The 12,378-nt window shown below is 63.8% G+C and carries 9 protein-coding genes and 1 pseudogene; 2 read left to right on the top strand and 8 right to left on the bottom strand.

Going from position 1 to position 12,378, the window contains the following annotated elements:
• The 8 genes and pseudogenes from AC51GT_RS22140 to AC51GT_RS22105 all read right to left on the bottom strand — a co-directional run.
• Positions 1–1,224 (bottom strand): annotated as a pseudogene (locus AC51GT_RS22140) (IS30 family transposase); the annotation flags it as partial.
• Positions 1,225–1,318: 94 nt separating this feature from the next.
• The gene (locus AC51GT_RS22135) at positions 1,319–1,969 is read right to left on the bottom strand and encodes a hypothetical protein (RefSeq protein WP_496330171.1); all 651 of its coding nucleotides are present in this window, start codon (positions 1,967–1,969) and stop codon (positions 1,319–1,321) included.
• On the bottom strand, positions 1,969–3,675 hold the full coding sequence (locus AC51GT_RS22130) for a GMC oxidoreductase (protein WP_496330170.1): 1,707 nt from the start codon (positions 3,673–3,675) through the stop codon (positions 1,969–1,971). The genes AC51GT_RS22135 and AC51GT_RS22130 overlap by 1 nt, the downstream gene beginning before the upstream one ends.
• Positions 3,672–5,210 (bottom strand): flavin-containing monooxygenase, encoded by a 1,539-nt coding sequence (locus AC51GT_RS22125; RefSeq protein ID WP_496330169.1) that lies wholly within the window; start codon positions 5,208–5,210, stop codon positions 3,672–3,674. The genes AC51GT_RS22130 and AC51GT_RS22125 overlap by 4 nt, the downstream gene beginning before the upstream one ends.
• Positions 5,207–5,734 (bottom strand): TetR/AcrR family transcriptional regulator, encoded by a 528-nt coding sequence (locus AC51GT_RS22120; RefSeq protein WP_496330181.1) that lies wholly within the window; start codon positions 5,732–5,734, stop codon positions 5,207–5,209. Before AC51GT_RS22120 ends, AC51GT_RS22125 begins: the two co-directional genes overlap by 4 nt.
• Before the next feature lie 256 nt (positions 5,735–5,990).
• Complete coding sequence (locus AC51GT_RS22115) at positions 5,991–6,899, bottom strand: alpha/beta hydrolase fold domain-containing protein (RefSeq protein WP_496326010.1); 909 nt, start codon at positions 6,897–6,899, stop codon at positions 5,991–5,993.
• Complete coding sequence (locus tag AC51GT_RS22110) at positions 6,896–7,411, bottom strand: flavin reductase family protein (RefSeq protein ID WP_496326011.1); 516 nt, start codon at positions 7,409–7,411, stop codon at positions 6,896–6,898. Before AC51GT_RS22110 ends, AC51GT_RS22115 begins: the two co-directional genes overlap by 4 nt.
• A 34-nt stretch (positions 7,412–7,445) precedes the next feature.
• A complete protein-coding gene (locus AC51GT_RS22105; protein ID WP_496330168.1) occupies positions 7,446–8,342 on the bottom strand; it encodes an alpha/beta hydrolase in 897 nt (298 codons plus the stop codon).
• Positions 8,343–8,658: 316 nt separating this feature from the next.
• Here AC51GT_RS22105 and AC51GT_RS22100 point away from each other — a divergent pair, with 316 nt between their 5' ends.
• Together AC51GT_RS22100 and AC51GT_RS22095 are read left to right on the top strand one after the other, a co-directional pair.
• A complete protein-coding gene (locus tag AC51GT_RS22100) occupies positions 8,659–10,806 on the top strand; it encodes an acetate--CoA ligase family protein (protein WP_496330167.1) in 2,148 nt (715 codons plus the stop codon).
• Positions 10,806–12,329, top strand: a complete 1,524-nt coding sequence (locus AC51GT_RS22095) for an AMP-binding protein (protein ID WP_496330166.1) — start codon at positions 10,806–10,808, stop codon at positions 12,327–12,329. Before AC51GT_RS22100 ends, AC51GT_RS22095 begins: the two co-directional genes overlap by 1 nt.
• Positions 12,330–12,378: the final 49 nt, after the last annotated feature.

The following is a 12,378-nucleotide window of genomic DNA, read 5'->3' as shown; positions in this document are numbered from 1 at the left end:
ATTCCAGTGATCGTCGCAACACCATCAATCCGCTGAATCTAGCAGCGCAGCCATCGCCTCGTTTGGTGTCCTGAAATCGAGCGCCTTCCGCGGCCGATTATTGAGAGCCTCAGCAACCTCATCGAGGTACGCGGCAGAATGAACAGACAGATCCGTACCCTTCGGAAAATATTGGCGTAGCAACCCATTGGTGTTTTCGTTGGTGCCACGCTCCCACGGCGAGTGCGGATTGCAGAACCAGACCGACAGATCATGATCAATAGCGATATCACGATGTGCCCCACGCATTTCCGAACCCTGATCCCACGTGATCGACCGCTTCAACGTCGTCGGCAACTCGCCGATCGCAACGCGCATCGCATCACGCATCTCCTCGCCGGTGCGCGTGTGAGGAAGGTGCAGCAAAATCACATATCGGGTCATCCGGTCGACCAACGTTCCGATCTGGGACTGATTGTCTTTGCCGACGATGCAGTCGCCTTCCCAATCGCCAGGCAGTGCCCGGTCTTCAACATCGGGCGGGCGATTGGCAATGAGTAGCTCCTTGGGAACTATGTCGCGGCGCCCATCAGCCTGACGATGGGGTTTACGGATCGTCCTGCCGGTCCGTAAACACCGTTTGACCTCAGCTTTAAGTTCCCCGCGGGGGAAAACATAGAGGCTTTGATAGATCGTTTCCGGGCTGATCCGCATAGATTCATCATCCGGGAAATCGAGCACCAGGCGGGTACTGATCTGCTCCGGCGACCAGCGTTGCTGGCAGCTGAACTTCTCCCACACGTACTGCCCCAACCGAGCGTTGGTGACCACTTTGCGGGGTTTCGGTCGCGGTAATCGTTGTTCAGCGAGGCGTTGAGCTGCGCCGGCGGCATACCGTTTATGGCTCATCGTGTTGCGGTTGATCTCCCGGGAAATCGTCGACGGACTACGCCGAAGATCCCGGGAGATCGCCCGAATCGATAGCCCCGCAGTGCGTTTGCCCGCTATCAAGTCTCGTTCGTCCAATGACAGATAACGTCCAGCAGGACCCGAGCCGCAGTCGGAGACAATCTGAGGTAGCACCACAGTGGGGATCACCCCACCATGCTTGTGCACCAACTTCCCGCCGTATCGGACCGAAAACCCAGCGCGTGTCGCAGCCCGCGCCGTGGACCACCCAGCTGCTTTCAAATGCCAAAACGTTCGAACCTTCAACACCGGCACCGGTGGCGTACCCATCGACATCACCCCATATCGTCAGGGTGTTGCAACGACTCCTTGAGCCCAAGACGGTAGTTTCGGCACGCTCGACGGGTGGGGCCGGGGAAGGTTGGTGAGCTCAGGCCGGGATGGTGCGGGCCGTACCGGTCTCCATCGTTCCGGAGACGATCTGCAGCCCGTGGTGAGTGCCGGTCTTGAGCCAACTGGACAGGGTCGGTCCCTCGGCGAGGACAGCGACCTTCGCGTAGCGAGCCCGGCCCGTCAGTCTGGTCGCGGCAATGTCCAGCCCGCGGTCTGCCGGTTGCGCAAACCCGAGTGATCCCTTGATCGGGAAGGACGGCCCGCGCCCGTCGGACTGGGTCTGCACCAACCAGTCCCGGCCCGAGACACCGGCACCCGCGAGAACATCGCCGGTGAAATCGGCGAGCACTTTTGGCAGCTTCCAGTGGGAACGACCTCCGTGAACCGAGGCCGCGGAGTCGACGGCAATGAATGGCACCGACAGGCGAGGCATCAACCCGAGCCCACCCCCGGGCCGCCGGAGCACCGGACTGGCCAGGATCTCGCGATACGGTCCGACCGGCGAGTCCAGGTAGTCGACGACCATTCCGACGGTGATGTTGATGGTCGATGCCCCGCCACCGAGGACCACCGCCTCTTCGGTGGCCCGATGCCACCAGATGGTGGCCCGCACCGACGCCGGCCACGGCGGCGGCGAGCTGATCGGTAGCTGCTCCGGAGCACCTTCGGATTCGATCACGCTCCACATCAGCAGGCCCCCTTCATCGTCTCGGAACCGGTCACGAACAGGGGCAGCCGTAACGCCCCGCGGGCATCCGGCGGAACCACCGGCGCGGTGGGTGGCACGGGGGCGAGTCGCACGTACCCCTCGCCCACCTCGGGGCGACGGTCGACGTCGCCTTTGTTCGGCCACAACGCAATCGCACGTTCTGCCTGCGCGGTGATGGTCAGGGAAGGGTTGACGCCCAGGTTCGCGCTCACCGCCGACCCGTCGACAACATGCAGCCCGGGATGGCCGAAGACGCGGTGATACGGATCGACCACACCGTGCTCGGCATCCGCGCCGATCACGCAGCCGCCCAGGAAGTGTGCGGTCATCGGGATGTTGACCACCTCGGCCATCGACCCGCCCGGATCGCCGCCGATCTTGTCGGCGAGCAAGCGGATCGCCGTATGTCCCTGCGGGATCCACTCAGGAGGCGGATTTCCCGAGCCGGGCCGGCTGGTCAGCTTACGGCCGAAGATGCCGCGCTTGGACGCCAGCTCGAGTGAGTTGTCATCGGTCTGCATGACCAAGGCGATGACGGTCTTCTCCGACCAATGCCGCACCGACAGGCTCCGGACGAACGCGCCCGGATGACGTAGCGCAACACCGGCCGTCTTGAGTATCCGAGGTGTTCGCCCGCCGCCATCGGACAACACCGTCTGCAACAGTCCGATGGCGTTGCTGCCCTTGCCGTATCGAACCGGCTCGATGTGCGTGTGGTCATCCGGATGGAACGACGATGTGATGGCCACACCGTTGGTGTAGTCGATATCCCGGTTGCGAGCGGTCGCGGCGAGCACGGCCTCGGAGTTGGTGCGCACCACCGAACCCAGCTGATCGGAGAGCTCTGGCAGCTCACCGGTCTCCTTCATCGCGAGCAACAACTTCTGCGTGCCGTAGGTTCCGGCAGCGAAGACCACCTGACCGGTGAAGATACTCTTCTCACGACGACGCAGCTTGGCCCCGGTACGCCGGGTGACGACTTCGAATCCGCCGGACGCCGGACGGACCGCACGCACCGTGGTCAACGGCAGGACCGTCACGCCGGCTCTCTCGGCGAGATGCAGGTAGTTTTTCACCAGAGTGTTCTTGGCACCCACCCGGCAACCGGTCATGCAGGACCCGCATTCGGTGCAGGCCGTCCGCTCGGGGCCGGTACCACCGAAGAACGGATCCGCCACCCGCTCACCGGGATTGCCGAACAGCACACCCACCGGCGTGGTGGTGAACGTCGAGCCGACGCCCATGTCCTCGGCCACCTCGCGCATGACCTTGTCGGCGGCCGTCACGCTCGGGTTGTCGACAACGCCCAGCATCCGTCGGGCCTGGTCGTAGTAGGGGTCGAGTTCGTCGAACCAGTCGGTGATATCACCCCATTGCGGGTCTTCGAAAAAACGCCTCGGCGGCTGGTACAGGGTGTTGGCAAAGTTCAGCGATCCACCACCCACCCCCGCCCCGGCCATCACCAGGACATCGGGCAGCAGGTGTATGCGTTGCAGACCATAACAACCCATCCACGGCGCCCACAGATACTTGCGCAGTCGCCAGCTGGTCTTGGGCAGCTCGTCGTCTTCGAAGCGTCGTCCTGCCTCCAAAACTGCTACCTTGTAGCCCTTTTCGGCCAGACGGAGTGCGGCCACCGAACCACCGAAACCGGATCCGACAACCACCACGTCATAGTCGTTCATGCAGGCTCACTTTCCCGGGGCTGCGGGGTCACCGCGCCGCTGCCGAGTTCGAAGTCGTTAAGATCTGTTGTGCGCAGGAGCTTGCGGAACTCCCAGGTGAACGTCGGCCACATGACGGAGTTGCGTCCGTTGCGGTCGAAGTACCAGCTGGAGCATCCGCCGGCGTTCCAGACGGTATCGGTCAACTGTTCGTCGATGTCCGCGTTGTAGGCCTCTTGGGCCTCACTCGTGACGTCGATGCTGGACAACTTCCGGTCGGCCATCTGCGCGATCGCCGAATTGACGTAGTTCGCCTGCGATTCCAGCATGTACACGATCGAGCTGTGCCCGAGATTGGTGTTCGGCCCATACATCAGGAACAGATTCGGGAAGCCGTTCACCGACGTCCCCCGGTAGGCGCTGGGGCTGCCGTCCCAGGTTTCGGCAAGGCTGCGGCCGTCGGCCCCGTGCAGCACCTGTGCCACCGGTGGTTCCGTCGCAGTGAACCCGGTACCGAAGACCACCGCGTCGACCTTGTGTTCCACGCCGTGTCCGTCGACCACCCCGTCCGCGGTCATTGCCGTCACCGCGGTGTCCACGAGATTCACATCGGGTCGGGCCAGGGTCCGAAGCCAGGTGTTGGACAGCAGCATCCGCTTGCAACCGATGGTGAACTTCGGCGTCAGCTTCTTCCGCAACACCGGATCTTTCACCTGTCTGCGCAGCTGGCTCTTCGCGAGCAGCTTGAACAGCGGCAAGAGGAACGTGAACTTCGCCAAGGCCAGGACATAGCCCTCGCGGTACACGTAGAGGCCACCCCTGGCGAGCTTCTGCGAGGCAGGCAGCACTTTGTACAGGGTGCGTTCCAGTCTGCCGATCGAGCGATCGAGCCGGGGGATGATCCATGCCGGTGTGCGCTGGAAAACAGTGAGATGTTCTGCGGGGTCGGCCAATTCGGGCACAAATTGGATGGCTGAGGCACCCGTTCCGACCACCGCGATGCGTTTGCCCGCCGGATCGAAACTGTGGTCCCAGGTGGCACTGTGGAACATCGTCCCGGTGAAATCTCCGATCCCGGGGACCTGCGGAAAGCTCGGATTCGACAGTGTGCCCGTCGCCGCCACCAGCACCTGCGCCGATGTGACACCACGCGAGGTCTCGACCCGCCACCGGGAGGTGGCCGGATCCCACCACGCACCGAGCAACTCACAGTCGAAGAGCGTCCGCTCACGCATCCCGTGACGGTCTGCCACCGACTTCAGATAGTCGAAGATCTCCGGCTGACGGGCGTAGTTGTGCGTCCACGAGGGGCTCGGCGCGAAAGAGAACGAGTACAGGTTGCTCGGGACATCGCACGCCGCACCGGGATAGGTGTTGTCGCGCCAGGTGCCGCCCACATCGGATGCACGTTCGATGAGCACCACATCGGATGAGGTCTTTTCGGTCAGGATCTTGTGCGCTGCGGCCATCCCGGCAAAACCGGTTCCGACGATCAACGTGTGCACCTGCGCCGGCAACGCTGCCAGTGAAGCTGCGCCTGCGGGTTGAGTACTCATGTACGGGTCACCATTGCCTCCCATATCGGGACGAGGCGCGCACGCATCTCCCGGTCGGTTGTGTCATTGCGAAAAAGAGCCGAAACCGCCAGTCCCCTGGCCAGTTCAACGCTGATCTCGATGGCTTCCGGCGACATCCGGTCACCGAAGATCGCCGCGCTCCCGGCCTGGATGGCCTCGTTGACCCGGGCCTCGAGGGGCAGGACCGCAGCGTGCAGCACCGGATCGGTACGCGCGGCGATCCACAATTCGAGCGCAGCGTAGAAGAGCGGTCCGGAGAAGGCAACGAGAAACAGTTCGACGCCGGCCTTGTCATCCGCCACATGGGCGTCGAGCATCTCGGCCAGTCGTTGCTCGACCAGATGCTCGACGGCCGCGACCACCAGTGATTCCTTGGTCGGAAAGTGATGGAGCTGCGCCCCTCTAGAGACACCCGCCCGGCGGGAGATCTCCTGGGTGCTCGTCCCGGCGTATCCCTTGTCGATGAGGCAACCGATCGCCGCGTCGAGCAACCGGGCCCGCATCTCCGCGGTCCGCTGCGCCTGGGTACGACTGGGCGTCACAGCCGGGTTGTCAGACCCGTTCGTGCCATCGGTCGTTGATGTGTTCGTCGCCACACAGCGAGGCTAGCTGAGAACTAAGAAACAGTCCAGCCTGTTTGTAAGTGGTTTCTGCCCGTGCCAAGAAAATGACCCTGGAAACTGTCAAATACCAGACCGCCAAGGGCTATTTACCCTCGGCGGCCTCGGATTCGACAGGTTTCAGGTTCCCACGCCGTCGTTATGGCAGTACTTGCCTGATGAAGTCCGATATCTCGGCTACGCCTTCTCGCGCCGCAGGAAGAAGATCGGTGAAGAGCGTCCACGCGTGGCAGGTGTCGGGGTAGACCGAGAGGACGCTGATACCACCGCCCGCCCGCACCCGTTCGTCAAGGCGAACCGCGTCGTCGAGAAGAATTTCGCTGTCACTGGCCAGAAACAGGATCGGAGGTAATCCGGCGAGATCAGCGAACACCGGTGAGGCCAGAGGAAGCGAACGGTCATGATCACATAGATATGCAGCGGCCAGATTGCGGAGCGAACGCGCCGTGATCACCGGGTCCGTCTCGCGATTGGACTCGATGCTCGCACCCGACGCCGTGAAGTCGGCGAGCGGTGAGACGGCGACGGCGACCGCGGGGAGGGTCGCACCGCGTTGCCGGGCATGAACCAGTACCGCACACGTGAGACCGCCGCCTGCGGAGTCACCCCCGACCGCGACGTTCTCGGCGCCATATCGCGCAACTACTGCATCAACGACTGCTGCCGCGTCGTCGAGCGCGGCGGGAAACGGATGTTCTGGTGCCAACCGGTAGTCGGGAACGATCACCGGCATCCGCAGTGCGCGCGACAGGGCGGCGGCGGCGTGGGCGTATCCGCGGGGACTGCCCATGACATAGCCACCACCGTGGAACCAGACGAGTACCCCGGCCCCGGCCCCGGTACCGACGCCGGCGGTCACCTGGAGCGCCGCAACATCGCCGACAACGACTTCTTCGACCGAGACATCCTCCGCGAGTGCGGATTCGGTCATCATTGTGTCGAGGTTGCGCCGCAACTCGCCGAGGCCGAGCCGCCCGTTCCCGAACACCGCCGCAAAAGAGTCGCGGGCCCGCGCAAGGGCTCCGTCGTGTTCACAGGTCGTCGTCATCGACGCACCACGCTGCTCGTCGGCGGCAACGCGGCGTGAGTGCCGAAACTTCGCGCATGGTAGGTCAGGGGCGCAATCGTCTCACTCACCACGTCGATCACCCGACCGAATACGACGATGTGATCGGCAACCTCGGTCGTCGCCATCACCTCTGCCGCCATCCAGTGAGGCACTTGGGCGATGCGCGGCACACCGGCGTCCACGCGCCACGTCACGCCGTCGAACTTGTCAGCGCCTTTCCGCGCGAACTGTGCGGCAAGCGCCGACTGCTCGCTGCCGAGAACGTTCATCCCAAACGCTCCAGAGGCCAGCACCAGGCCCAACAACTCCGAGCCCCGATCGAGCGAGACGAGGAATGACGGCGGTGACATCGACAGGGACGCAAAGGCGCTCACGGTGGTGCCATGTGGACGTTGTCCGTCCATGGCTGTCACCACCGCAACCGGCGTGCAGACTGTTGCCATGGCATCACGGAATCGTGACGTCAGTTCGTCGAGTTGATGTTCAGCCATGTCGGCAGACCTTTCGTGGGTGACGGGGGGTGGATCAGTCGCAGAGGTTCTTCCGAAGGAAAGCCCCGGCCTCGTCTGCGGCCTCGATGCCCTCGGGGAGAATCGCCGAGAAGAGCGGCCACACGTGAACCATGTCGTCGTAAGCGGAAACGCTCGCAGAACCGCCTGCTTCGACGATCTTCTCGGCCGCACGCCGTGAATCATCGAGGAGCACCTCCTTGGAACCGACCATGAAGAGCGCCGGAGGAAGATCATTCAACTCCGCGAACAGGGGCGACGCCTTCGGGTCGGCGGGGTCATGCCCCTGTAGGTACGCAGCACTGATGTTGCCGATCGAACCGCGCGACACCGCGATGTCGACGCCGTCGAACTCGTCGATGGTGCCACCGCTTGCGGTGATGTCGAGCAGCGGAGAGATGAAGACCGCCGCAGCGGGCAAGGCTTCGCCCCGCTCACGCAACGCGACGAGCGCGGCGAGTACCAGTCCCCCACCTGCCGAATCACCGCCCACCGCAACATTTTTCGCACCGTGCTTTGCGACGAGTGCGGAGATGACGGTAACCGCGTCGTCGCCTGCAGCCGGGAACGGATGCTCCGGCGCCCGCCGGAAGTCGGCCAGTACCACCGACATTCCGGATGCGCGCGACAAATTGTGGCCGAGCTCTTGGAACCCGCGCGCGGTGCCCATGATGTTGCCGCCGCCGTGGAACCAGACGAGGACCTTGTCTGTGGTGGCGCCCGAAGCTGCGACGGTCAGGGTCGGCACACCATCGACGTCACCTTCGACGGGCACTACGCCGACAGGGAGTTCGAACTGTAGGAACAGGCGGTCATAGGCCTCACGCAGATCATCGACCGTTGCCGTCTCAGGATCGGGAAAGCCCTCCAAGTACATCTTTTCTACGCGTTCGAGAGCAGGGGTCCTGGCCATGATTCCTCCGAGATGAATGTGGATGCCGACACCCGGGCACGGTCGGCGTTGTGATTGATATTACATAGTTCATACTAACTACGGAAGAGTTTTCCTGGACTTTCTCGGCCAATAGGCCGATCACTACCAGAATCAGTCTTCACAAGGTACTTTTTGTGCAGTACCCAATACCCGGTGTCCCGGGCCCCGCGCCGGAACTCGCGCCTGACGGGTCCGGACACATCCGTTTCGCAGCGGCACCGCCGACAACGTCTTATCCACGCGCGCCACGCACGATCACGTGCGACCACGCGCCGATGAACCGGAGATCCCAGACATGACCGTCACCTCACACGATGCTCCCGCGGCCGACCACGGCGTCGGCGCGGAGTCGACCCTCGACCGACTCCTCAACCCGAAGACCATCGCCGTGGTCGGACTCAGCGACAAGTCCCCGGCGGCGCCCTTCATCGCTCCGACGTTGCAGAGTGCGGCCCAGGTCTTTTTCGTCCATCCAACGGCGGCCGAGGTCCTCGGTGTGCCGGCCTACCGGTCCATCTCCGACATCCCGGGTCCGATCGATGCGGTGCTGTCGATGATGTCGGCCGAGCGGACCGTGGCACTGGCCGAGGAGTGCGCTGATCTCGACTGCGGAGGTCTCATCGTCTACGCGGCAGGCTTTTCCGAACTCGGTGCGGACGGCGCCGCGCTGCAGTCACGACTGGTCTCGGCGGCGAAACGCGGCCGGTTGGCGATGGTCGGCCCGAATAGCTTGGGTTACATCAGTGTTCCCCGCAGTCTGAATCTCACCGCGTCGGCGAACTATCATCCGCCGGCCGGTGGAGTGTCCGTCGTGTCCCACAGCGGAGCGATGATCGGTGGCGTCGCCATCGAGGCGGCTCGTCGGACCGGTGTCGGCATCTCACGCCTCATCTCGGCGGGCAACGAGGCAACCACGGACATCGCCGACTATCTCGACTTCCTCGCCGGCGACCCGGACACGTCTGCCATCGGACTCATCGTGGAGAGCATTCGTCGTCCAGAGGCCTTCTTCGCCGCGGCGCGGCGTTGCATCGAAGCCGGGAAACCAATCGTCGCACTCAAACTCGCGCGAAGTAGCCGCACACAGCAGATGGCGGCGTCACACACCGGAGCACTGGCCGGAAACGCCTGGGCGTATGACGTCGCGTTCGGTCATGCCGGGATCCAGCCTGCGCACGACATCGAAGAACTCGTCGACCGTCTGTCGATCGTCGATCAGCTCGACCCGGCGAAGTGGAACTCCGTAGAGAACATCGCAGTTGTCGCAGGGACCGGCGGGTTCGCCTCTCTCGCATTCGATCTCGCCGAAGCCGAGGGGCTCACCCTTCCGCCCCTGGACAGTCTCACTGAGTGGGTCGCCGACACGATTCCCGGTATCACCGTACCCAACCCGCTCGACACCACCGGGTTCGGCGCGACCTTCTGGTCCGACATCGTCGAACGCTACGTCGGCTCGCCTGAGCTCGACGCCGTCGTATTCGTGAACATGTGGGGGCAGGGTGACGATTCACCGGTCTACCGAAGGCTCATCGACGATTGCGTGCAAGCCGCACGTCGGCACGGAAAGCCCGTCGCGATCGCAGCCGGGGCAGGGCCGGTCGGTTCGTATGCGTCCGACGTGATCGGCACCGACGGTTCCGTCGCCATCGGTTACGGGCTGCGCGGGACACTGCGGGGACTGCGGACGATGGGTACGTTTGTCCGCAATCGCGGCACCTCGCACCCACCAGCCGAAGCAGTCGCGCCTCTGCCCCGCCCCACCGGCCCCTTCCCCGAGACCGGCGACGGTCGCCCCTTCTTGCCCTTCGGTCACGCCATGGACCTGTTGTCGAGCTTCGGTGTGCCGATCGCACCGTACTCGCTCGTCGGGGCGAAGGACCAGGTCGCGCCCGATTTCGACGGGCCGTATGCGGTGAAGCTGGCGGACGTTCCACACCGCACCGAACTCGGCGCCGTGCGTCTGGCAATTCCCCGCGAAGGCCTCGCCGACTCCGTCGCGAGCATGCGGGCGATCGCGGCCCGGCACGGCGTCTCCGATGTCGTCGTGGTGCAGCCGATGACTGCCGCGCGCGGAGAATTGCTGGTCGGTATCGAAGGTGGAAGCGAGCTGGGTCCGATGGTGGTGCTGGGCATCGGCGGCATCCTCGTGGAGATTCTCGGACGGGTCGGCGGACGCCCGGCACCGCTGACCCGAGTTGACGCCGAGGCACTCATCGAAGAGTTCCGGGACCTGCGACTCATGCACGGGTACCGGGGCGCAGCCCCGTGGCATCTCGGGCAGCTTGCGGACCTCCTGGTGGGAATCGGGAAGTTGTCGGCGGCCTGCCACGATTGGATCGAATCTCTTGACATCAACCCGGTGCTCGTCACCGAGGACGGGTTGGTTGCCGTCGATGCGTTGTGCATCGTTCGGCCCGACTCACGGACCCAGGAGGGAAAGTAGTGCGAACTGATCGGATCATTCGCTGCGGCACAGATGTTCGCACTCACGCCGAGGTCACCGACCGCGCTTCACGATTGGCCGCGGCGCTGGTAGGTCTTGGGGTCGAACACGGGGATCGATACGCGCTGGTGCTGCGCAACGAGATCCGGTTCGTCGAGGCTACCCTCGCCGGCTCGGCCATCGGCGCCGTACCGGTGCCGGCCAATTGGCACGGCAACTCGGACGACCTCGGGCATGTGTTGTCCGACAGCGGGTCACGGGTGGTGTTCGTGCACACCGACCTTCTCCCCACAGTCGAGGCCGTGCTGCCGGACAACACGAAGATCGTGGAGGTCGAGGTACCCGAATCGATCACGTCGGCATACAAGATCTCCAGACCTGAGCTCTCCGGGCGGTACCCGGATCTCGAGACCCTGGTCCGTACCCACGAACCCCACGCAGCCACGTCGAACGAGCCACCGATGAGCGTCATCTACACATCGGGAACGACTGGGCTGCCGAAGGGTATCCTCCGTCAGCCGATCGCCGCGGACCAGGTCGCGGATCTGCACAAAGTGGTGGTCGAAGCCTTTGCATTCGGTGCTGCGCGAACAACACTCGTCGCCGCGCCGATGTACCACACCGCCCCGAATACACAATTTCAGTTCGCCTTCGCTCTTGGGATGAACATCGAGATCATGCCGCGATTCGATGCGGAGGAACTGCTACGCCTTGTCGCGCAGCACCGCATCGAGCATGTTCAGGCGGTACCCACCATGTTCGTGCGCTTGTTGAAGCTACCGGCGGCGATCCGGGAACGCTATGACCTGACATCGCTGACCGGCGTCGTACACGCCGCGGCGCCCTGTCCGGTAGATGTGAAACACGCGCTGATCGACTGGTTCGGCCCGATAGTCCACGAATACTATGGAGGATCGGAATCCGGTGCCGCTGTGGCGTGTTCGAGCGCCGAATGGCTCACCCACCAAGGAACCGTCGGCAAGCCGCTCGCCGATGCCGATGTACTGATCCTGTCCGACGACGGAACGCGCGCAGCCGTCGGACACGAAGGTGACATCTACCTCAGGCCGTTCTCGTCGTGGCCGGACTTCACCTACCTGGGCAACGACGCGAAGCGCCGGGAATTGACACCGGACGGGTACGACGACTACCTCACCGTCGGCGACATCGGATACGTCGACGCCGACGGCTATCTGTATCTCAGTGATCGCCGAGGTGACATGATCATCTCCGGCGGCGTCAACATCTACCCCACCGAAATCGAATCGGCGATCCTCAACCTCGAAGGCGTCGCCGATGTGGCGGTATTCGGGATACCCGATCCGGACTTCGGCGAATCCATTGCGGCACACGTTCAACCGGACGCCGGAAGAACCCTCACCGCCGAGGACGTGCGCGCACATGTCGCGTCCCGGCTCGCGAAGTACAAAGTACCCAAGGTTGTCGTGTTCGAACAGAACCTGCCGCGCGAAGACACCGGGAAGCTGTTCAAGCGCCGCTTGAAAGCGCCGTACTGGAACTGACAGGTCACGCCCGAGTCTTGCGACTCGGGCGTGATTGGTCCTGCGCCGG

This window comes from Williamsia sp. z34 (assembly GCF_059553395.1).
This window is presented reverse-complemented; position numbering and strand designations above follow the sequence as displayed.

Coding starts and splice junctions, on each gene's coding strand:
- AC51GT_RS22120 (WP_496330181.1), bottom strand. CDS start 5,734: ATGCGGGCCCGGTTGCTCGACGCGGCGATCGGTTGCCTCATCGACAAG.
- AC51GT_RS22110 (WP_496326011.1), bottom strand. CDS start 7,411: ATGGCTGAACATCAACTCGACGAACTGACGTCACGATTCCGTGATGCC.
- AC51GT_RS22130 (WP_496330170.1), bottom strand. CDS start 3,675: ATGAACGACTATGACGTGGTGGTTGTCGGATCCGGTTTCGGTGGTTCG.
- AC51GT_RS22105 (WP_496330168.1), bottom strand. CDS start 8,342: ATGGCCAGGACCCCTGCTCTCGAACGCGTAGAAAAGATGTACTTGGAG.
- AC51GT_RS22125 (WP_496330169.1), bottom strand. CDS start 5,210: ATGAGTACTCAACCCGCAGGCGCAGCTTCACTGGCAGCGTTGCCGGCG.
- AC51GT_RS22135 (WP_496330171.1), bottom strand. CDS start 1,969: ATGTGGAGCGTGATCGAATCCGAAGGTGCTCCGGAGCAGCTACCGATC.
- AC51GT_RS22100 (WP_496330167.1), top strand. CDS start 8,659: ATGACCGTCACCTCACACGATGCTCCCGCGGCCGACCACGGCGTCGGC.
- AC51GT_RS22115 (WP_496326010.1), bottom strand. CDS start 6,899: ATGACGACGACCTGTGAACACGACGGAGCCCTTGCGCGGGCCCGCGAC.